This is a genomic window from Rothia sp. BD8 (genome assembly GCF_044878465.1).
GTDB lineage: Bacteria > Actinomycetota > Actinomycetes > Actinomycetales > Micrococcaceae > Rothia > Rothia kristinae.
Window position 1 is genome coordinate 25,799 of record NZ_JANJES010000015.1, and the last position, 20,930, is coordinate 46,728.

Annotated in this window: 15 protein-coding genes and 1 rRNA gene; 5 read left to right on the plus strand and 11 right to left on the minus strand. The window is 71.4% G+C overall.

Going from position 1 to position 20,930, the window contains the following annotated elements; all coding sequences use genetic code 11:
- Nucleotides 1–212 precede the first annotated feature (212 nt).
- The gene (locus NQ707_RS09800; protein WP_058743503.1) at nt 213–1,064 is read left to right on the plus strand and encodes a 3-hydroxyacyl-CoA dehydrogenase; all 852 of its coding nucleotides are present in this window, start codon (nt 213–215) and stop codon (nt 1,062–1,064) included.
- A 108-nt stretch (nt 1,065–1,172) separates the two neighbouring features.
- Here NQ707_RS09800 and NQ707_RS09805 read toward each other — a convergent pair whose 3' ends face one another.
- The gene (locus NQ707_RS09805) at nt 1,173–2,945 is read right to left on the minus strand and encodes an oleate hydratase (protein WP_064725760.1); all 1,773 of its coding nucleotides are present in this window, start codon (nt 2,943–2,945) and stop codon (nt 1,173–1,175) included.
- A 210-nt stretch (nt 2,946–3,155) separates the two neighbouring features.
- Nucleotides 3,156–3,866, minus strand: coding sequence for a TetR/AcrR family transcriptional regulator (locus NQ707_RS09810; RefSeq protein WP_058730261.1), 711 nt, complete (start codon nt 3,864–3,866; stop codon nt 3,156–3,158).
- A gap of 126 nt (nt 3,867–3,992) precedes the next feature.
- Here NQ707_RS09810 and NQ707_RS09815 point away from each other — a divergent pair, with 126 nt between their 5' ends.
- The gene (locus NQ707_RS09815) at nt 3,993–4,817 is read left to right on the plus strand and encodes a methyltransferase domain-containing protein (protein ID WP_404435645.1); all 825 of its coding nucleotides are present in this window, start codon (nt 3,993–3,995) and stop codon (nt 4,815–4,817) included.
- 325 nt (nt 4,818–5,142) lie between these two features.
- Entirely contained in the window at nt 5,143–5,346 is a 204-nt protein-coding gene (locus NQ707_RS09820) for a cold-shock protein (protein ID WP_058730262.1), read from the plus strand.
- 229 nt (nt 5,347–5,575) lie between these two features.
- On the opposite strand, the gene NQ707_RS09825 is transcribed toward NQ707_RS09820, so the two are convergent.
- Entirely contained in the window at nt 5,576–10,645 is a 5,070-nt protein-coding gene (locus NQ707_RS09825) for an NAD-glutamate dehydrogenase (RefSeq protein ID WP_404435652.1), read from the minus strand.
- Between the two features lie 308 nt (nt 10,646–10,953).
- On the opposite strand from NQ707_RS09825, the gene NQ707_RS09830 reads away from it, so the two are divergent.
- Both NQ707_RS09830 and gdhA read left to right on the plus strand, forming a co-directional pair.
- A complete protein-coding gene (locus NQ707_RS09830; RefSeq protein ID WP_404435646.1) occupies nt 10,954–11,124 on the plus strand; it encodes an EamA family transporter in 171 nt (56 codons plus the stop codon).
- 57 nt (nt 11,125–11,181) lie between these two features.
- On the plus strand, nt 11,182–12,531 hold the full coding sequence (gdhA, locus tag NQ707_RS09835) for an NADP-specific glutamate dehydrogenase (protein WP_100464945.1): 1,350 nt from the start codon (nt 11,182–11,184) through the stop codon (nt 12,529–12,531).
- Here gdhA and NQ707_RS09840 read toward each other — a convergent pair.
- From NQ707_RS09840 to rrf, 8 genes are all read right to left on the minus strand, one after another.
- A complete protein-coding gene (locus tag NQ707_RS09840) occupies nt 12,524–13,948 on the minus strand; it encodes an amino acid permease (protein WP_196826328.1) in 1,425 nt (474 codons plus the stop codon). The genes gdhA and NQ707_RS09840 overlap by 8 nt on opposite strands.
- Before the next feature lie 26 nt (nt 13,949–13,974).
- The gene (locus NQ707_RS09845) at nt 13,975–15,315 is read right to left on the minus strand and encodes a hypothetical protein (protein ID WP_242650397.1); all 1,341 of its coding nucleotides are present in this window, start codon (nt 15,313–15,315) and stop codon (nt 13,975–13,977) included.
- Nucleotides 15,316–15,323: 8 nt separating this feature from the next.
- A complete protein-coding gene (locus NQ707_RS09850; RefSeq protein WP_058730268.1) occupies nt 15,324–16,199 on the minus strand; it encodes a glycosyltransferase in 876 nt (291 codons plus the stop codon).
- Nucleotides 16,196–16,714 (minus strand): DUF2304 domain-containing protein, encoded by a 519-nt coding sequence (locus tag NQ707_RS09855; RefSeq protein WP_064725765.1) that lies wholly within the window; start codon nt 16,712–16,714, stop codon nt 16,196–16,198. The genes NQ707_RS09850 and NQ707_RS09855 overlap by 4 nt, the downstream gene beginning before the upstream one ends.
- Nucleotides 16,711–17,466, minus strand: a complete 756-nt coding sequence (locus NQ707_RS09860; RefSeq protein ID WP_064725766.1) for a glycosyltransferase family 2 protein — start codon at nt 17,464–17,466, stop codon at nt 16,711–16,713. Before NQ707_RS09860 ends, NQ707_RS09855 begins: the two co-directional genes overlap by 4 nt.
- 83 nt (nt 17,467–17,549) lie before the next feature.
- A complete protein-coding gene (locus NQ707_RS09865) occupies nt 17,550–19,598 on the minus strand; it encodes a DUF6541 family protein (RefSeq protein WP_404435650.1) in 2,049 nt (682 codons plus the stop codon).
- A gap of 327 nt (nt 19,599–19,925) precedes the next feature.
- Nucleotides 19,926–20,411 carry a GNAT family N-acetyltransferase gene (locus NQ707_RS09870; protein WP_081046239.1) on the minus strand — a complete coding sequence of 162 codons (486 nt, stop codon included), beginning with the start codon at nt 20,409–20,411 and terminating at the stop codon, nt 19,926–19,928.
- A gap of 114 nt (nt 20,412–20,525) precedes the next feature.
- Nucleotides 20,526–20,643: ribosomal RNA gene (gene rrf, locus NQ707_RS09875) — 5S ribosomal RNA — on the minus strand.
- Between the last annotated feature and the right edge of the window lie 287 nt (nt 20,644–20,930).

Genomic DNA, 20,930 nt, shown 5'->3' on the forward strand with positions numbered 1-20,930 from the left:
TGCCCGTTCGAGCCATGACCCCTCCCAGATATTCGGTATCTTCTATACCGATTCTAGGTCAGCCGCAGCCCCCGGAAGGCACCGATCGCCGGGGATCAGCCCAGGACCCACCCACCCTGACCCCATTCCGGAGCGCACTCCGGAAGGACTATCGTGGGCGGCGAGGGGCGCGAGGATGCGCTCCCGGACCGATTCGAGGATCGAGGCACACCATGAGCGGCTTCACGCACGTCACCGTCATCGGCTCAGGGGTTCTGGGCTCCCAGATCGCCTTCCAGGCGGCGTTCTTCGGGAAGGAGGTGATGGTCTATGACATCTCCGAGGAGATCCTCGCCGAGCTCCCCACCCGGTGGGATCGGCTGGCCGGATTCTACGTTCGGGACATGGAGGCCACCGAGGACCAGCTGGAGCAGACCCGCTCCCGGCTGCACCACAGCGCCGATCTCGCGCAGGCGCTGGCCGAGGCCGACGTCGTCATCGAGGCCGTGCCGGAGAACCTGGAGCTGAAGAGGAAGGTGTGGGCGCAGATCGGGGCAGCGGCCCCGGAGCAGGCGGTGCTGTGCACCAACTCCTCGACCCTGCTGCCCAGCGACATCGCCGCGGCCACGGGACACCCGGAGCGGTTCCTTGCCCTGCACTTCGCCAACGAGGTGTGGAAGAACAACACCGGCGAGGTGATGGGCCACGCGGGCACGGACCCCCAGGCGGTGCAGCAGGTGCTGGAGTTCGCGGGACAGATCGGGCTGGTGCCCATCCACGTGGAGAAGGAACAGCCCGGCTACGTGCTGAACACGCTGCTGGTGCCGTTCCTCAACGCCGCCACGCACCTGTGGGTCCAGGACATCGCGGAGCCCGAGGAGATCGACAAGACCTGGCGCACCGCCACCGGCTCCCCGCTGGGCCCGTTCCAGATCCTCGACGTCGTCGGGATGGAGACGGTCTACCAGATCAACCTCAACGCCGGGACCGAGGAGTCGAAGAAGGTGGCTCAGCGGATCAAGACCGAGTTCATCGACCGCGGTCGCCGCGGCCGGGACGCCGGCGGCGGGTTCTACACCTACTGACCCGACGCACCCATCTGCCCGGCGGACACGACGACGCCGCCCGGCCCCTCCTCACCGGGGAGGGGCCGGGCGGCGTCGTGCTGGGCTCCCGGGACGTGCCGGCCTCGATCAGGCCTGCTTCATCACGCCGTAGCGCTCGAGCATGTCCCCGACCATGGTCTTGTCCAGCTGCTTGCGCAGCCAGCCGGGCACCGGCAGGGGCTTGCCGTCGCGCACGGCGGTGGTGGCGTGGAGCAGGTCCCGCACGTCGTAGACGGAGCCCCACACCTCGGGCACGCCGCGCTCGACGTCGAGCAGCTGGTACACGGCCTCCATCGCGGTGCGCACCGAGTACTCGGTGGTGAAGATCGTGTCCCGCACGGTCTCGGCGAACTGCCCGAGGAACGCGAAGTTGGTGACGTGCTCCGGCACCACCTGGGGACGATCACCCGCGGTGCGCGGCATGAAGAACGCGGTGACGAAGGGCATCGCGCACGGCCGGGTGATGCAGGATTCCTTGGCCAGCTGCGGGATCTGCTCCTCGGGTACGCCCAGGTGGTAGAGCCATTCCTGGCAGATCTCGTCCCCGGTGCACTCGCGCATCGGCTTCTTGATGAAGTCGCCGGGGGTGTCGATGAACAGTCCGTAGAACCAGATGGTCAGCTCGTTGGGCTTCTGCGCGGCGAAGTGCGGCTGGCGGTTGATGGTCCAGGACTGCAGCCAGGCGGAGTCCCGGGCGGTGACGATGCCACCGGTGACCACGCGCCCGGAATGCGGGTCCCGTCGGCAGATCTTCTCGATGTACGGGGTGATCTTGTCATCCAGGGTGGTGATGGTCGCGGATTCCCAGGCCGTCTCGTGCTCGGCGTGGACGTTGGGGGCGTGGATGAACTTGTCCGGGCGCCCGAAGTCCGGGTCCTGCTGGGCGATGTTCTTCCACAGGCTCCAGGCCCCGCCCTCAGGGGTGCTGTAATCCCATTCGGGGGCGGTGTCCTTGGTGCCCCAGGAGGAGTTGTCCACCAGGGAGCCGTTGGTGACGAACACGAGGGTGTCCTCGTCGATGTCGACGCCGCCCTTCTCGCCGCCGCGCAGCCATTCGATGCGCCGGGCGGTCTTCTTCTGCGCGGTGATGTCGAAGACGACGTTGGTCACCCGGGTGTCGAACTGCACCTTCACGCCCTGCTCCTGCAGCCAGGCGATCAGCGGCTTCACCAGGGATTCGTACTGGTTGTACTTGGTGAACTTCAGGGCGGAGAAGTCCGGCAGGCCGCCGATGTGGTGGATGAACCGCTGCACGTACAGCTTCATCTCCAGGGCGGAGTGCCATTCCTCGAAGGCGAACATGGTGCGCCAGTACAGCCAGAAGGTGGAGTCGAAGAAGTCCTGACCCATGACGTCGTTGATCCTCTTGTCGTAGAGGTCTTCGTCTCGGGACATGAACAGGTCCAGGAGATCCTTCTGGGCCTTGAGGCTGAGGTCGAACTTCCCGTCCGTGCCCCCGTCCTCGCCGCGGTTGCGGGTCGCGCGCATCAGGGAGTAGTTGGGGTCGTCCTTGTTCAGCCAGTAGAACTCATCCAGCACGCTGGCGCCTTCGGTCTCCAGGGAGGGCACCGAGTGGAAGAGGTCCCACAGGCATTCGAAGTGGTTCTCCATCTCGCGCCCGCCGCGGATGAGGAAGCCGTCCCGGTGGGGGTCCTCGACGCCGTCGAGGGCCCCGCCGGCGATGTCGCTGGCCTCGAGGATCGTGATGTTCTCCCCCGGCATCTGCCCGTCGCGGACGAGGAATCCGGCGGCGGCCAGGGAGGCGAGTCCGGCGCCGACGAGGTAAGCGTGCTTGTGCTCCACCCCCTCGGGCTTGCGGGGCCGGGCAAATGCTTCGTAGTTGCCGCTGCTGTAGTACATGGTTCGTCTCCTTCCGGCGAGTCGCTCCATCGGGCCCGCCCTCAATTCGGAGTGTACTCCGCTTTTTCGGCGCAGGGGTCGCCCTGAGAGCACGATGACGCCCGTCGATCTCCCCCATCACCCCGCCCGGTCGGGCCGAGCGCCATCGTCGATGACGAGCCGAGCAACGGCGCGATGCACGGGGTGTCGCACCGTCCGGACTCGCGGGCCTCAGCGCAGCAGCATCTCCACCAGCCGGGTGATCATGGTGCGGAAGCGCTCGGGCAGGCTCAGCACGTCGGAGCGGCCCAGGGAGGCGCGCACCAGCTCGATGCAGATCGAGGAGAACACGGTGTCCGCGGCGAATGCGCAGTAGTCCGCGGGGCGCTGCCCGGCCCGGTCGGCGTCGGCCGCGGCATCCGCGTGACGCAGGATCCGTTCGATCGCGAAGCGCATCCGATCGATCTGCTCCAGGGAGCCCGCGGTCAGGGTGCTGCGGGCGAAGACCACCTCGCGGATGTAGGCGGTGGCCAGCTCGGGGTGCTCCAGGGAGAGGTCCCGCAGCGGGACCATCAGGTCCAGGATCGCCTGCGTGGGGTCGGCCCCCTCCTCGAGGGAGGCCAGGGCGCGGTCGTGCCCGGTGCGCAGCTGGTCGTTGACCACCCGCACCAGCAGATCCGATTTGGAGCCGACGTGCCGGAAGAAGGCCCCGTTGGTGACCCTGGCGGCCTCGGCGATCTGCTGGGTGGTCACGGATTCATAGCCGCGGCTGCGGAACAGCTGGGTCGCGGCCTCCACGATGGCGGCCGTCTTGCGCTGGCGCTGCGCGGCCCGCTTGCCCAGGGCCGGCTCGGGGATCGCCGGCCCGGCGGCGGCATCGGCAGCGGGCTCGACGGCGACGCGAGGGGCGGAGGAGGCGGAGGCGTGGGCGGCGGTGCTCATGGCACCACGGTACCGGGGTCGCCCGAAGGGCGCGGGGGAGAACGTCACGCTCTCCCGGAGCGCACTCCGCTCGGCCTAAGCTGGAAGCGCCCCCATCAGCATCGACGCCGAGAGGAAGCCCGCACGATGACTCCCCCGGAGAGCACCGGCACTCATCCCGCCCGTGATCGGGGAGGGGCCGGCCCATCGGCCGCGGCGCGGGACCCGTGGATTCTGGCTCAGCTGGGCAAGCGCGTCCTGCGCCCCGGAGGATTGGAGACCACCCGCTGGCTGCTGACTCAGCTCGCCGTCGAAGGACGCGACGTCGTGGAGATCCTCCCCGGCCGGGGTCTGGGCACCCGGGCGATCCTGGCGGACGCGCCCGCCGGGTACACCGGGGTGGAGTCCGACGAGGAGACCCAGCAGATGATCGCGGACCTGCTGCCGGAGGGCTCCCGATACCGGGCGGTCATCGGCCGCGCCGAGCGCACCGGCCTGCCCGCCTCATCCGCCGACGTCGTGCTCATCGAGGCGGTGCTGTCCACCCTGGGAGACGAGGAGAAGGCCGCGGTGCTGGCCGAGGCCCACCGGATCCTGCGTCCGGGAGGGGTGTGCGGGGTGCACGAGCTGGCCCTGCGCCCCGGTCAGCTCTCCGCGCTGGAGCAGGAGGGCATCCGCCGCAACCTGACGCGGGAGCTGCGCCTGCCGGCCCGTCCGCTGACCGTGCCGGACTGGGAGGACCTCGCCCAGTCGCAGGGGCTGCGGCCGGAGCAGATGAAGCTGGTGCCGATGTCCATGCTGCAGCCGCGGCGGATGCTGGCGGACGAAGGTGCCGCCGGAGTCCTCCGGATCCTGGGGAACATGGCGCGTCGGCCTCGGGCGGCCCGGCGGGCGCAGCGGATGCACCGGGTGTTCTGGGATCACCGCCGCCACCTCAGCGGCATGGCCCTGGTGCTGCGTCGACCCCGGTGACACGCCGGAGGGACGAGGGACTCACCGACGCTCCCCCGCCGGCGGCCTGGAGCTGGTAGTGTTGACGGTGCACGTGATCCGGCGGTTCGGAGATCACCTTCGCACGGACCGCCCATGATCTTCATGACGACCCTGATGCGGTCTTTTCGCAGTCCCAGGCCGGTGCGCCCGGCCGGACTTCTCGATGAGTTCTCCATCTGACTTCCTGCACCTGCCGTGCGTCCCGGTGATCGGCCGCCCACGGAGCAGGACGCCCGCGCCGGCATCCCCGCCGGCGAAGCAGCACCGGCCGCTTCCGCGGCCACCCCAACGAAAGCAAGAGATTATGGCCACTGGCATCGTGAAATGGTTCAACGGCGAAAAGGGCTACGGCTTCATCGCTCCCGACGACGGCTCGGACGACCTGTTCGCCCACTACTCCGCCATCGAGGGCAACGGCTTCCGCAACCTCGAGGAGGGTCAGGCCGTGGAGTTCACTCCCGAGCGCGGCCCCAAGGGTATGCAGGCCAGCTCGATCCGCGCGATCTGATCCTCGCACCCGATGCGACGGGGGCGGCCCCGGGACTCACCAGTCCCGGGGCCGCCCCTTTTTCCGTGCGCACCGAACCGTCATCGGCGTGGCTTCCGGACCCCGGATAGCCCACGTGAGTGACGGCTCGGCGCACGTGACGGCGTCGAACCGTCACTCGCGTGCCTTCTGAGCCCCGGATGCGCCACGCCAGTGACGGTTCGGCGTGAGGGGAGGGAGGGGAGGGCGGCTACACCAGGTCGCGCAGGGCCCGGACCGCCACGGACAGGGTGGACAGGCGCGGGGCATCCGGGGAGTGCTCCAGCTGCGCGCGCACCTCCTCCATCAGCCGCTCGACCCGCGCGGTGTGCACCGGGTGGCGCTCCTCCCAGGCGGCCACGGCGCGCTCGGCCTCCTCAGGCCCGGACACCTCGTCGGCACCGGACGACGCCGCGCCGTCCTCAGCCGGCCCGCCGTCGCCACCAGCACTGCCCGCCGCGTCACCGTCACCGGCCGCAGCGCCGCCGATCTCCTCGGTCACCGCCAGGGTCAGGTCCGCGAGGGTCTCGTACAGGTCCGAGCGCAGGGAGGAGCGGGCGAGGGTCTCCCAGCGGTCCCCTCGCGGCAGATGCGTGATCGCCTCGAGCAGGAGCTCGGCGTCGAACCGGTCCGCGACCGCGTAGCGCACCAGGGCGCAGGAGCGCAGACCGACCGGGGCCTGCTCGGCCAGCCGGGCCACATCCAGCAGCGGGTAGGCCTCCAGCAGGCCGGCCCAGTCCCGGGCCAGATCCTCCGGGACCCCCCAGGAGCGGGCGTCCTCGAAGCGCTCGGTCCAGCGCCGGGCGGCCTCGGGCCCCAGCAGCTCCGGGACGTCCCCGGCCAGCTCCAGGGCCGGGCGGTACCGCCGGATCACCGCGGCGATCCGCTGGGATTCCGCCACGGACTGCGCGACCTCCCCGGCGGCCAGGGTGCCCTCGTCGATGAACCAGCGGGTGCCGCGGTCCACGAGCCGCTGGATCTCCCGGCCCACGGCCCGCCAGGCCTCCGGGGCGACGTCGGCCGGCAGGGCGCGGAAGCGCTCCATGAGCCCGCGGATCCCGAACAGCTCGCGCACCACCAGGAAGGCCGCGGCCACGCTGGCCGCGGAGGCCCCGGTCTCCTCCAGCACCCGGTAGGCGAAGGTGATGCCGGCGGTGTTGACCATCTCGTTGGCCACCCGGGTGCAGATGATCTCCCGGCGCAGCGGGTGCTCGTCCAGCTCACCGCCGAAGCGGCGGATCACCTCCTCCGGGAAGTACTCCTCGAGGATGCGCGCCAGCCACGGGTCCTCGCCGAAGCCGGCGTCGAGCAGGGCCGCGGTCACGTCGATCTTCGCGTACGCGGCGAGCACGGACAGCTCCGGCCCGGTCAGCCCCCAGCCGTCCTCGAAGCGCGCGGTCAGCTCGGCGTCGGAGGGCAGGTCCTCGATGCCCCGGTCCAGCCCGGCGTGCTCCTCGAGGTGGTGCATCAGCCGCACGGCCGAGGAGCGGGTGGGCATGGTGCCCAGGCGCTCGGCCTGCAGGAGCACGTTCTGCTCCCGGTTGGTCTCCAGCACGGCGCGGGCGACGGCGTCGGTCTGCTCCTCGATGAACCCCGCCCGCTCCTCGGCCTCCAGCAGCCCGCGGGCCACCAGCCGGTCCACGAGGATCTTCAGGTTCACCTCCCGGTCCGAGGTCTCCACCCCGGCGGAGTTGTCGATCGCGTCCGTGTTGAGGATGACCCCGGCGCGGGCGGCCTCGATGCGCCCGCGCTGGGTGAAGCCCAGGTTCCCGCCCTCCCCGACGATGCGGCAGCGCAGGTCAGCACCATCCACGCGCAGGGCGTCGTTGGCCTTGTCCCCCACCTCGGCGTGGGTCTCGCCGGAGGCCTTCACGTAGGTGCCGATGCCGCCGTTGTACAGCAGGTCCACGGGCGCCTTCAGGATCGCGGAGACCAGCTCCGGCGGGGACAGCCGCGCCACCTCCTCCTCGATGCCCAGGGCCTCCCGGATCTGCGGGGTCAGCTCGATGGACTTCTCCCGGCGGGAGAACACCCCGCCGCCGGCGGAGATCAGGGAGCGGTCGTAGTCCTGCCAGCTGGAGCGCGGGGTGGTGAACTGCCGCTGCCGCTCGGCGTAGGAGGAGGCGGGGTCCGGGTCCGGGTCGATGAAGATGTCCCGGTGGTCGAAGGCCGCCACCAGCCGGGTGTGCTCCGAGCGCAGCATCCCGTTGCCGAACACGTCCCCGGACATGTCCCCGATGCCCACGGCCGTGAACTCCTCGGCCTGGCAGTCGATGCCCAGCTCCGCGAAGTGGCGCTTGACCGACTCCCACGCGCCGCGGGCGGTGATGCCCATGGCCTTGTGGTCGTAGCCCACGGATCCGCCGGAGGCGAAGGCATCGCCCAGCCAGAACCCGTACTCCGCGGAGATGGAGTTGGCCAGGTCCGAGAAGGTCGCGGTGCCCTTGTCCGCGGCGACCACCAGGTACGTGTCTTCCGCGTCCAGGGCGATGACGCCCTCCGGGCGCCGCACGCTCTGGTGCCCGGCGTCGTCGGTGACGAGGTTGTCCGTGACGTCCAGCAGGGAGCGGATGAACAGGGAGTAGGCGGCCCGCCCCTCCGCCAGCCAGGCTTCGCGGTCCACGGCCGGGTCCGGCAGCTGCTTGGCGTAGAATCCGCCCTTGGCGCCGGTCGGGATGATGACGGCGTTCTTGACCATCTGCGCCTTGACCAGCCCGAGCACCTCGGTGCGGAAGTCCTCGCGCCGGTCGGACCAGCGCAGCCCGCCGCGGGCGATCTCCCCGAAGCGCAGGTGCACGCCCTCCACGCGCGGGGAGTGCACCCAGATCTCGAAGGCCGGGCGCGGCAGCGGCGCGAAGGAGATCTCCCGGGGCCGCACCTTCAAGGCGATGCTCACCCGGTCCTGGTACGCGTTGGTGCGCACCGTGGCCGCGACGACCTCCGCGAGCGCGCGCAGCATCCGGTCCGCGTCCAGGGTGGGCACCTCGTCCAGAGCCCGCCCGATGCGCTCCCGGATCTCCTCCCGGGCGGCGCGCCGGGCCGCGACGTCGTCCGCCTGCGTCGGCGCGGCGTCGGGGTCGACGTCGGCCGGGGAGGAAGCCGCGGGGGCGAAGCCGGCCTCGAACAGCTCCACCAGCAGCCGGGTCACCCGCGGGTGGGCCAGCAGGGTGTCGGCCATGAACGCCGGGGTGAACCCGGTGCCCAGCTGCACCAGGTAGCGGGTGTAGGCGCGCAGGATCGCGACGGTGCGCCACGGCAGGGCCTCGGCCAGCACCAGCCGGTCCAGGGAGTCGGATTCGGCCCGCCCGGACAGCACCGCGCACAGGGCGTCCTCGTACAGCTCGAGCACGGCCTCCGGATCCACCCCGTCGGGGAAGATCACCCCGAAGTCGTAGAGCAGCACGTCCTGCCCGCCGGGGGCCCGCAGGTCGTAGGGGCGCTGATCCACGACGGTCAGGCCCAGGTGCTGCATGAGCGGCAGCAGGGCGGTGAGGGTGCGGGGTTCGCGCAGGTAGGTCTTCAGGCGCAGCTCCCGGGTCTGGTCCGGGTGGTGCTGCCCGTGCCCGTCGGGCCGGTGCAGGCGCACCGCGGCCGGGCGGTCCGCTCCGGCGGCCAGCAGCCGGGTGAACACGGCGACGTCGGCCACCGCGTCCTCGATCTCGTAGTCCGCGCGGTAGGTGGCCGGGGCGGCGTCGGCCCAGGAGGCGGCGTCGGCGGTGCCCTGCGCATGCAGCGCGGTCTCCAGGGCCTCGGGCCAGGAGCGGGTCGCGGCCTGCAGCTTCCGCTCGATCGCGGCGACGTCCAGGTCCGGGACCTGATCCGGGTCCGCCAGGCGCAGCCGGAAGAAGATCCGGGCCAGGGCGGAGACGGACAGGTGCACCTCGAAGTCGCTGGAGGCCAGGTCGATCTCCCGGTGCAGCACGGCCTCGATGCGCTGGCGCACCCCGGTGTTGTACCGGTCCCGCGGCAGGAACACGACGGCGGAGACGAACCGCCCGAACTCGTCCGGGCGCAGGAACAGCCGGGTGCGCCGCCGCTCCTCCAGGCCCATGATCCCCGCGAAGGTGTCCGTGAGGGTGTCCTGGTCCGCCTGCAGCAGCTCCAGGCGCGGGTACTCCTCGATCATGCCGGTGAGGGTCTTGTCCGAGTGGGAGCCGGGCTGGAATCCCAGCCGGTTGCGCACCACCCGCACCCGCTCGCGCATCAGCGGCGTCTCGGTGGCGGGCAGGGAGTAGGCCCGCAGGGAGAACAGTCCCAGGATCACGTACTCCCCGATCACCCGCCCGGAGGCGTCGAGGTCCCGCAGCCCGATGTAGTCCAGGAACTCGTGCCGGTGGATCGTGGAGCGGGAGTTGGCCTTGGTGATGTAGACGATCTTCCGGTCGGCGGCGTTGTCCCGGGAGCGTCCGGTGAGCAGGCGCGGCTCGGGGTCGACGTCGTGCCCGCCCTCCTCGGCGAGGATGCCCAGGCCGGTGCCGGGCCGGTCGGAGATGCTCAGCCCGTCGGGGCCCTCGCGCAGGTCCCGCTCCTTGTACCCGAAGAACAGGAAGTTCTCCCGGGCCAGCCACGCCAGGAACTCCCGCACCACCTGCGGATGCTCGGCGGCGTCCGGGGCGGCGTCCTGGACCCGCAGGGGCCCGGTGCCCTGCTCCGGGTCGGCGAGGGTCCCGACCCGCTCGGAGAGGTCCAGGACCTTCTCCCGCACGGCCTCGGCGTCGCGGTGGGCCCGGCGCACATCGGCCAGGACCCGGTGGATCGCCGCGGTGAGGTGCTGGGCGGAGCGCTCGTCGTCGACGTCGGACAGGTCCATGCTGATCCAGGACTCGATCGCGGAGGCCTTGCCGACGGCCGGCCCCAGGGACGGGATCGCGGCGGTGTCCCCGCTGGCCACCGGCTGCTTGGTCTCCAGTCCGCGCAGGGATTCCAGGGCGCCGGTGTCCGGGTCCCGGTGCACGAGGAAGACGGGGTGGAACAGGGCGTCGGAGCCGCCGTGGTTCCCGGCGACCTCCGCGGTCACGGAGGAGACGAGGAAGGGCATGTCGTCGGTGACGATCATCAGGGTCCAGCCGCGCCCGGTGCGCACCACCTGCACGGAGGCCTCCTGCGGCCGGCGATGCTCGGCGAGGTCCCGGTGCAGGCGGGCCCGCTCCAGCAGCTCCTCCCGGGTGCTCTCGGCCAGGTCCTCGGCGGTGGAGTGCTGGTAGTACCGCCGGATCCAGGGGTCGATCTGGGGATCGCGGGGATCGGCGAGGGGCTCGGTGGACTCGGTGCTCGGGTTCAGAGGCACGGTGGCGGATACCTTCCTGGAAGACTGGACACGTCGTTGTGGTCGTCTCGGCCTCGTCCCAGGATAGCCTCCGCCGGGTGACGGTCCGAGCGCGAGCTCCTAGACTCGACCCATGACACCCGCAGCCCTCGGCCTCGTCCTGACGGCCGCCGTGTTCCACGCGATCTGGAACCTCGCGGCGAAGGCGAAGACGGGGGATTCCTTCGTGTTCATCTGGTGGTACGTGCTGGGCCGGACCCTCCGGGAGAACGTGTGGCCGATCCTGGCGATCGCGGCGTTCTCCCCCCTCCGCGTACGTGCTGGTGCTGATCGCGATGCAGACCCAGCCGGTGTCCCTGGTGGCCCCGCTGCGGGAGACGAGCATCGTCATCGGCTCGCTGCTGGGGTGGCTGATCTTCAAGGAGGCGAACCCGGGCCGGCGTCTGCTGGGGGCCGCGGTGGTGCTCGGCGGGGTCGCCCTGATCTCCGGATGATCCGGCTGTCCCCGTAGAGTGGGCGGCGGACGGCAGCCGAGAGATGAGGAGCACACCGTGGCATCGGACGTGAGCGAGAAGATCGACGGCTTCTACCGGGAGGTGCTGCGGCGCAACCCGGGTGAGCCGGAGTTCCATCAGGCCGTGGCCGAGGTGTTCGGCAGCCTGAGCCTGCTCCTGGAGAAGGACCCCGCCTACGGGGACCACGGGCTGATCGAGCGCCTGGTGGAGCCGGAGCGGCAGCTGATCTTCCGGGTGCCGTGGGTGGATGATCACGGCCGGGTGCAGGTCAACCGGGGGTTCCGCGTGCAGTTCAACTCCGCGCTGGGCCCGTACAAGGGCGGGCTGCGCTTCCACCCGTCCGTGAACCTGGGCGTGGTGAAGTTCCTGGGCTTCGAGCAGATCTTCAAGAACTCCCTGACCGGTCTGCCCATCGGCGGCGGCAAGGGCGGCTCGGACTTCGACCCCAAGGGCAAGTCCGATGCCGAGGTGATGCGCTTCTGCCAGGCGTTCATGACCGAGCTGCACCGGCACCTCGGGGAGTACACGGACGTGCCCGCCGGGGACATCGGGGTGGGCGCCCGGGAGATCGGGTACCTGTTCGGCCAGTATCGGCGCCTGTCCAACCGCCACGAGTCCGGGGTGCTCACGGGCAAGGGCCTGGCCTGGGGCGGGTCTCTGGTGCGCACCGAGGCCACCGGCTACGGGCTGGTGTACTTCACCGCGGAGATGCTGCGCGCCCACGGGGCGTCGTTCGACGGCGCGAAGGTGCTGGTCTCCGGGTCCGGGAACGTCGCGATCTACGCGATCGAGAAGGCTCAGCAGCTGGGCGCCACCGTCGTCGGCTTCTCGGACTCCTCCGGGTACGTGCACACCCCGGACGGGGTGGACGTGGACCTGCTGCGCCGGGTCAAGGAGCAGCGCCGCGAGCGCGTCTCCGCCTACGCCGAGGAGGTGGCGGGGGCCCGGTTCGTGGAGGGCGGGAACCTGTGGGAGCTGGAGTGCGACATCGCCCTGCCGTGCGCCACGCAGAACGAGCTCGACGGGGAGGCGGCCCGGCTGCTGGCCTCGCACGGGTGCCGCTTCGTGGCGGAGGGCGCGAACATGCCCTCCACGCAGGAGGCCATCGAGGTGTACCGCGAGGAGGGTATCACCTTCGCCCCGGGGAAGGCCTCGAACGCGGGCGGGGTGGCGACGTCGGCCCTGGAGATGCAGCAGAACGCCACCCGGGACACCTGGGACTTCGAGTACACGGATCAGCGGCTGCGCCAGATCATGACCAACATCTTCACGGCCTGCGAGCAGACCGCGGAGGAGTACGGGCGGACCGGGGACTACGTGACGGGCGCGAACATCGCCGGCTTCCGGAAGGTCGCGGACGCGATGCTGGCGCAGGGCGTCATCTGATCCCCTCCTCCTCTGCGGTGCGACGGCGGCGGCCCCGGTCCGCGCGCCGTCGCACCGCGTACGCCGCGAAGACCACGGCCACGGAGAGGGCGGAGAGCCAGAACTGGGCGCGGGTGGCGGGCCACACGGCCATGAACACCAGGACCGCGCAGATCCAGGCGATCACCGCGCGAGAGAGCCACGGATGGCCCCACATCCGCATCCGCACCGCGGTCCCGTCGGCCTCCGCCCGGCGCCGGACCCGCAGCTGGGCGAGCATCAGGATCAGGTAGTACACCAGGCAGATGGCGCCGGAGGAGTTGATGAGGAACAGGAACACCTGCTCCGGGAAGAAGTAGTTGGCCGCCACGGAGAGGTAGCTGAACACGGTGGCCAGGAGGATGGACCGGGCCGGCACGCCCCGGCGGGTGACCCGCACCAGCCGCTGCGGGGCGTCTCCGTGGGCGGCGAGGGAGAACATCACCCGGGAGGTCAGGTACAGGCAGGAGTTCAGGGAGCTGAGCACCGCCGTGAGCACCACGATCTGCATGATGGTCTCCGCGTGCGGGATGCCGATGATCCCGAGGACGACGGCGAAGGGGCTGCGCACCCGCTCCCCGGACATCGGCAGGTCCCAGGGGACGATGCACGCGATGACGGCGATGGAGGTCAGGTAGAACAGCACGATCCGGTAGGTGACCTGCCGGGTGGCCCGGGCCGCGTAGCGGGGCGGATCCTCGGATTCGGCGGCGGCGACGGTCGCGATCTCCGCGCCGGAGAACGAGAACAGCACCGTCACGGAGCCGACGATGGCGGCGCCCAGCCCCAGCGGGAGCAGCCCCCCGTGGTCCCGGATCACCCCGAGCCCCGGGGAGGGCCGCCCGAGCCAGCCCATGAGGAACGCGAAGCCGGCGACGACGAAGGCGATGATCGCGGTGACCTTGAGGGAGGCGAGCCAGAACTCGGCCTCGGCGTAGGCCTTCACGGAGGCGAGGTTGATGCCGGTCATCACGACGATCAGCCCCAGGCAGACCTGCCAGGTGGGCAGCTGCGGCCAGAACGCGGTGATGATGTTGGCCCCGGCGATGGCCTCCACGGCGGCGACGATCACCCAGAAGTACCAGTACATCCAGCCGACGGAGAACCCGGCCCAGTGCCCCAGGCCGATCCGGGCGTAGTCCGCCAGCCCGCGGGCCTGCGGCAGGAGCACCGCCATCTCCCCGATGGCGCGCATGACCAGGGCCATGAGCGTGCCGGAGAGGAGGTAGCTGAACCAGGCGCCGGGACCGACGCTGTTCAGGACGGCGCCCGAGGAGACGAACAGGCCGGCCCCGATCACCCCGCCCAGGGCGATCATGGTGACGTGGCGGTTGCGCAGGCTGCGCCGCAGCATCGGCGCGGGCGCCTGCGTCCGGGGCGCGGTGGGGGTCTGGTGCACCCGCACAGCCTACCCGCGCCGCCGTGTCACCGACCCGTCGGAGGCCGCACCACGCGGCGCATCCCCGCCAGGTGCACGCCGAAGCCCGCCGCCGGTCCCAGGTACAGGGCGGCGACGGCGCGCGGCACCAGGTCCAGCGGGAGGAACAGCAGCCCGATCGCGGTCAGCGCGGCCACCGCCCAGCCGCTCACGTAGAGCCGGTGGGCGTCCAGGGCCAGCACGGCGGTCCCGGAGAGCACCAGCGCGGCCATGACCGCCGAGCCGAAGGTCAGCACCGCGAGCAGCCCGCCGCGGATCACGCCGTCGTACGTCGGCCCGTAGATCAGCACGAACAGCCAGGGCCCGATGCTCCCGGCCAGCGCGGCCCCCAGCGCCCCCACCCCGAGCAGCGCTCCCACGGGCTTGGCCATCGCGGCGATCGGGCGATGCCGCTGCTTGAGGAACGCGGAGATCGCCACCCCCTGGAAGGCCTGCAGCGGGATCATGATCGGGGAGCGGGTGATGGAGATGGCGAGGATCAGCCCGCCCAGCAGCACGGACTGATCCCGGCTCAGCCCGCCGCCCTCGGTCACCCGCAGCACGAAGGGGAAGCCCACCATCAGCACGGCCGAGGAGGCGGAGGAGCCCATGGACAGCAGGATGTTGCGCACCAGGCGGGGCGCGGGGACGTCGGCCCGGGCCCGCGATGCCGCCCGCGCGCCCGGGCACGCCAGGGTGAGCAGGATCCACAGCAGCACCGCGGAGACGGCCGCGGCCTCCAGGCCCAGCACGCTCGCGGCGATCAGGGCCACGCCGAACATGGCCACCAGCCGCCACAGGGCCTCACCCCCGCCCAGCACGGCGAACAGCGTCCACTGGTCCCGGCCCGCGCTGATCCCGGACATCGCCGCGTGCCCGGCGTAGAGCAGCACCCCCGCACCCAGCAGGGCCACGGCCCAGCCGGTGCCCGTGGGCAGGAAGGAGGCGGCCCAGAGCGGGGCCCCGCCCACCAGGAGGAGGGCGGCTGCCGCCCCGAATCCGAGGGCCACCGGCAGCACCCGCGCCCCGGCGGACCCGCCGGCATCCCTCGGGCGCAGCCGCGCGGCGCCGACGGCGCGGGTGGCTTCCGGCTGCACCCCGGCCATCACCCCGAAGACCCCGAACAGCAGGGACCAGAACACGAGGAACTCGGTGGTGCCCCGCTCATCCAGGGCGCGCGCGGCCAGCACGGTGGCCACCAGCGCGGAGGCGGCGGCCAGCATCGAGGCGGCGAGGATCCCGAGGGACTCCCGCCGGGTGATGGTGCGTCCGGCCTCACCCTGCCCCGCGGCGGGGAACGGGGCTCCGGCGGCGTCGGACCCGCCGTTCGCGGGCCCCGCCCCGCTCATCGCGGCCCCTACTTCACCAGGTGCGCGGCGAGGTTCCTCACGCCGGACCACTTCCGAGCCATCGCGGCGCGCGGCAGGAGGCTCGCGGCGTGCAGGCGCGAGGACAGGTGCAGCTTCGCCACTCCGGCGGCCTTGGTCCAGCCCAGGGCCCCCATCTCATCGGCCATGGTCTGGAAGAACCGTCGCTCCTCGTCGAAGCGGGTGCCCTCCAGGGCGCGCCAGGAGGAGTCGGAGGCCTGGTGGCGGCGGTACATGAACGCGACGGTCTCGTCGTAGTACAGCGCCCCGCCGCTCATCGCCACGTCCATGACCAGCGCCATGTCCTGCACGACGTCCAGGCCCTCGCGGAAGCCGAGCTCGGTGATGGTCTCGGCCCGCCACCCCAGGGACGGGAAGTACAGCCAGTCCCCGCGCAGGATGGACACGGCCAGGTCCTCGCCCTTCAGGAGGGTGGTGCGCTTGGGCCGGTACACGGCCTTGGTCTTCTCCACGAGCGTGTTGGAAGGGGCGTTGTGCTCGTCGATCACGAACACCCCGGGCTGGAAGATCTGCGCCTCGGGCTGGGCCTGGGCGGCCGCCACCAGCCATTCGATGTAGTTGGGCAGCATGACGTCGTCGGCGCCCATGACGACGACGAGCTCGTTCTCCACGAAGGTCAGGGCCTTGCGGTAGTTGCCGTTGGCACCGAGGTTCTGCTCGTTGCGCAGGTAGGTGACGCGCTCATCCCCGAGGGAGTCGAACCAGCCGGGGATCGAGTCATCCGGGTAGCCGTCGTCGATGACGACCATGCGCCAGTCGCGTTCGGTCTGGCCGAGCACGGACTTCACGGCCTGCTTCATCAGGGCGACGTCGCCGTAGTAGGGGAAGAGGATGTCGACGGTCATGGCTTCTCCGGGGTGTCGGTGTCAGGGGTCTCGGTCGGCCCGGCCCCGGTGCGACCCGGTCGGCCGGAGGCGCCGCCGCGGGCGGCACCCGCCTCAGCGATGTCCGGGCGGGGGACGTCATCGGGGTGGATGATGGGCAGGGAGGCGGTGGGGTTGCGTCGCTGCCCGGTGCGCTCCAGCTCCCGGATCAGCAGCGAGCGCTGGATCGCGGACTCCTCGGCGAGCACCCGCGTCTCATCCTCCAGCCGGGAGATCTCCAGGGACAGGTGCAGGCAGATGCCCAGCAGCAGCAGGATCGCGATGAGGAACAGCAGGTTCACGGGCGTGGCCACCCCCACCCAGGAGGCGAGCCGGTCCAGCAGCCGGGGGAAGAGCATGAGGACCACGGTGATCAGACCGAGGAACAGCCACAGGGCGGCGTACTTCTCGCGCAGCTTGAGGTTCCGCACGAGCCTGACCACGGCGACGAGGACGATCAGGCCGAGGATGAGGAAGAAGACGGTGGAGATGCTCACGCCTGCCCTCCTTCGGTTGCATGGGGGGTGATGCGGCGCCGGGTCATGGACAGCAGGAAGGAGAACAGCGAGCGGACCAGGTACACCGCGGACTTCCAGGGGTTGTTCGACGGGGTGCCGGCCTGCCGTTCGCGCATCTCCACGGGCACCTGGGTCACGGTGAGTCCGGCGCGCAGGGCCATGGCCAGGGAGTCGATGGTGTCGCCGAGGTACTCGGCGGGGAAGTAGCGGCAGTACTGGGCGATGGCCCGGCGGTTGCCGGCCCGGAAGCCGCTGGTGACGTCGGTCAGCCGGGTCCCGGCCACGCGGGAGAACATCCGGGCGAGCAGGCTCATGGCCCACCGCCGGGGCCCGGAGGCCTTGTAGGTGCCGCGTTCGGCGAAGCGCGCCCCGATGGAGATGTCGGCGTGCTCCAGCCCGGCCAGGACGCGCTCGATATCGCGGGGGTCGTGCTGGCCGTCGGCGTCGACCTGGATCGCGCGGTCGTAGTCCAGGCGCTGGGCGTATTTGTACCCGGCGCGCATGGCCCCGCCGACCCCCATGTTGTAGGGCAGCTGGAGCACGTTGGCGCCGGCGGCACGGGCCACGCGGGCGGTGGCGTCGGTGGATCCGTCGTCGACGACGAGGAGGTCATGGCCGGGCATGGTGTCCTGCAGCTCGCGCAGGGTCGAGTCGATGACCTCTTCCTCATTCCACGCGGGCATGATGATGAGGCAGCTCGGCTGCTGCGGGGCCTCGGGAGTCTGTGCCATAGTGCCTCCAGTCTACCGGGCCGAACCCGATGGCACCGGCGCCTGCGCAGCGGGACCGGACGCGGCGCGGCGGGTACACGGGGTCAGCGGCATGCGGTGATCTCCAGCAGCTTGGCGTCTCCCGCGCGGTAGACGGTGCGGGCGACCCCGGCCTGCTCGAGACCCTCCAGGCCGCGGTACCGATCGGAGTGGTCCCCGTTGTTGACCTCCCGATCCCCGAAGTCCAGGACCCAGCGGGCGTCGGCCTCCTCCACCGCCCGGCACACGGCGGGGTCCTCGCGGGCTTCGCTCAGGGATTCGTCGATGGTCCGCTCGGCGGGGGTCGGCGTGTAGAGGGTGTGTTCGGCGGTGGTGCGCCGGTCGGCCAGGGCGTAGGCGAGGGCACCGCCGGTGAATGGGTTGACGACGACGACGTCCTCCGCGGGCACCCAGCGATCCATGGCCTCCAGCACGTCCAGCTCGTCCGCGGAGACCAGGGCCGCCCCGGGGCCAGGGTAGTAGGTCCAGTAGGAGTTGTCCATCATCTGGGTGAGGGGCCGGGCGAACTGCGTCAGGGCGGTGACCAGGATCAGGCTGACCGCACCCAGTCCGAGACCGACCCGCCCGGCGGCCCGGGGCGAGCGGCGCGCCAGCACCTGCAGGGGGCGCCAGCGGGCGAGGTCCTCCGCGATCATCTGCACCCCGAGCACGGCCAGCGGGATCGCGGCCAGGGGCAGCAGCGCGGCCAGGCGGTACGGATCGTTGTACCAGACCCCGGTCACCCACATGCGATCCTGGTCCCACTGCAGGTAGCGCACGGCCACGTAGTAGTAGATGAGCACGCCGTAGGTCAGGGGCAGCCACCGGTTGGTGCGTGCCCGGAAGGCGGCGACGACGCCGAGCACCGCCAAGATGCTCACGGTCCACTGGGCCCACACGAGGCTCAGCGGCGCGTTGAGCAGGGCCTCGCCGAAGGCCTGGCTGTCGCTGGTGGACGGGCCCCACGCGGCCGCGCTCTCCTGCGGGCGCACGACGCCCCACAGGTACCACACGAACCACAGCAGTCCCGCGATCAGCAGGACCTGCCCGAGCGCGGCCAGGGGACGGGTGGTTCCGGCGGCGGCGCGGCGGATCTGGCGCAGGGCGCGCAGCACGAGGATGGGAACGGCCATGACCAGCAGGGACATGACGGCGTTGGGGTGGGCCAGGGCGACGCCGAGGGCGGACGGCAGGCCCAGGAGCACGGCCTGGGCGGTGTCCAGTCGGCGGGCCTCCCCCAGGCGGAACAGCTCCAGGACGATTCCGAGGCCGGCCGGGATCAGGGCCAGGCCCAGGACGTTGGGGTAGAGCACCCCGAAGAAGATCAGCAGCAGGGGGAAGGCGCTGAATCCGGCCAGCAGGGGCGCGGAGCAGAGGACGGCGGGCAGCCCGAAGCGGCGCATGCTGCGCAGCAGGAAGAGCACGCTCAGCGGCCACACGAGGGCGCCGACCACGAGGATCATCGCGTTGGTGGCCGCGGGGATGGTGTCCCCTCCGGTCATGAACACGAGGGAGACGACGTCGTGCCAGGCCGCGGGGTAGAACGCGGGTGCCTCGTCCCCGGAGGTCATCGCGGTGAGGGTCATCGAGGAGGCGTCGCCGGTGTCCGCGATCCACCGCACGGCATTGAGGTGGAAGTTGTTGTCGAAGGTCTGGGAGAACCACTGGGGGCTGCCGACCGCATTGGTGAGCACCCGCAGCATGAGCCCGCCGGCCAGGACCAGGGCGACCCAGTATCGACCCTGTTCGCGGTCGAACCACCGGGACGCGGGCCGGCAGCTCCCGGCGGCAGCGGAGGCGGGGGTCTCGGCGGATCGGTCGGTGGGCCGGGGGGCGGGTCGATCGGCGAGGCCGCTGCGGGTCAGCAGCAGGTGCACGGCCCCCAGCACGAGGGCCAGGAGCAGTGCGCCCAGCAGGGGGATCCACAGCGCCCAGCGCAGACCGAGATGCGGTGCGACGATGGCGCTGACGGCGATCACGGCCACGGAGACGGCCGGGGACAGGGCCAGGGCGTCGAAGCCGCGCACCCGCACCGCCAGCGTCACGAGCAGCCCCGGGATCACCAGGATCGCGGCGCACAGGGCCAGGGAGGGGACGAGGCTCAGCCATGCCATGGGGTGCGGGCTCCGTTTCCGTGGGGTTCCTTCGGTGTGCCGACGGGTCTGCGCTGGGTGGGCGCGAGCCGCCACTCGGGCGTCGTCCGTCGACGACGGCAGCCCCGGCGCAGAACCGGAGGGCCGGCCCGTCGTCGGCGGCACGGGGCTGGGACGCGCCCGAACACGACCGGGGGCTGCCGGGGCGCGGGACCCGTCCAGTGTAGCCCGGCCCGTCGGGCCGCCGCCGTTCCCTCGGGCGGGTGAGGCCGGAGGCGGCATCGGAGGCTGCGCGACGGGCGGGAACAGCACCCCGGACAAGGGTTGGCCCCCCCGCTCGGGTCGACCTCAGTCGCCGGAGGGTTCCCGCCGCAGGGGCAGGTGCTCGATGCCGGCTTCCTGGAAGGAGGGCCCGACCGGCAGGAAGCCGTAGCGGGCGTACCAGTCGCGCAGGTGGGCCTGGGCGTGCATCGTGAGCACCCGGCCGGGGTGGTCCGCGATGACCGCGCGCAGCAGCGCCCCGGCCAGTCCGCGCCCGCGGTGGGAGGCGGCGGTGGCGACCCGGCCGATGACGACCTCCTTGGTCTCCGGATCCCCGGCGAGGGTGCGCAGGGTGGCGACGGGCCGCCCCGTCTGATCGGCGATCCAGTAGCTGACGGCCTCCGGTTCCAGGTCCCGGCCGTCCAGCTCAGGCTCCGAGGTGATGCCCTGGCCCATCACGAAGACCTCACAGCGCAGCTGCGCGAGACCGTAGGTCAGCCGGGGGTCCAGGGTGAGCCAGTTCCCGCGGTGCACGGTCGGGGTGGTCTGGGTCTGCGGAGGGGTCTGCGGCATACCGGCACTCTACCGGCCCGCGGCAGAGGGCGGAGACAGCGCGGGAGCGGGAAGGGGTTCCGGAGACGACGAAGGGGCGGGTCCTCCATCGGATCCGCCCCTTCGGGTGGTGTATCTCGGCGGCGACCTACTCTCCCACACACCTACCGGGTGCAGTACCATCGGCGCTCAGAGCCTTAACTACCGGGTTCGGAATGGGACCGGGTGTCTCCCTCTGGCTATAACCACCGAAAACCTCGAGCTCGACGCCGCGGCGTCGGCAAGTCTCGTCGTTCTCGACGCTTCCCAGTCTAGGCCGTCCCGGCCGGACGGGCAACCCCGACGCCGGGCGGTTCCTCCGCAGCCCTTCCAGGTGCCGCGTCGGTACCTGCAGGCGCGCCCCGCACATCCCGCGGGCACAAAAAAAGGGTGGGGATCCCCGACCGGGGACCCCCACCACATCAAAAAATGAATCTCGGCGGCGACCTACTCTCCCACACACCTACCGGGTGCAGTACCATCAGCGCTAAGAGCCTTAAC

Excerpts from the sequence above, each read along its gene's own strand:
- NQ707_RS09800 (WP_058743503.1), top strand. The coding sequence starts at position 213 with ATGAGCGGCTTCACGCACGTCACCGTCATCGGCTCAGGGGTTCTGGGC.
- NQ707_RS09805 (WP_064725760.1), bottom strand. The coding sequence starts at position 2,945 with ATGTACTACAGCAGCGGCAACTACGAAGCATTTGCCCGGCCCCGCAAG.
- NQ707_RS09810 (WP_058730261.1), bottom strand. The coding sequence starts at position 3,866 with ATGAGCACCGCCGCCCACGCCTCCGCCTCCTCCGCCCCTCGCGTCGCC.
- NQ707_RS09815 (WP_404435645.1), top strand. The coding sequence starts at position 3,993 with ATGACTCCCCCGGAGAGCACCGGCACTCATCCCGCCCGTGATCGGGGA.
- NQ707_RS09820 (WP_058730262.1), top strand. The coding sequence starts at position 5,143 with ATGGCCACTGGCATCGTGAAATGGTTCAACGGCGAAAAGGGCTACGGC.
- NQ707_RS09845 (WP_242650397.1), bottom strand. The coding sequence starts at position 15,315 with ATGAGCGGGGCGGGGCCCGCGAACGGCGGGTCCGACGCCGCCGGAGCC.
- NQ707_RS09850 (WP_058730268.1), bottom strand. The coding sequence starts at position 16,199 with ATGACCGTCGACATCCTCTTCCCCTACTACGGCGACGTCGCCCTGATG.
- NQ707_RS09860 (WP_064725766.1), bottom strand. The coding sequence starts at position 17,466 with ATGGCACAGACTCCCGAGGCCCCGCAGCAGCCGAGCTGCCTCATCATC.
- NQ707_RS09865 (WP_404435650.1), bottom strand. The coding sequence starts at position 19,598 with ATGGCATGGCTGAGCCTCGTCCCCTCCCTGGCCCTGTGCGCCGCGATC.
- NQ707_RS09870 (WP_081046239.1), bottom strand. The coding sequence starts at position 20,411 with ATGCCGCAGACCCCTCCGCAGACCCAGACCACCCCGACCGTGCACCGC.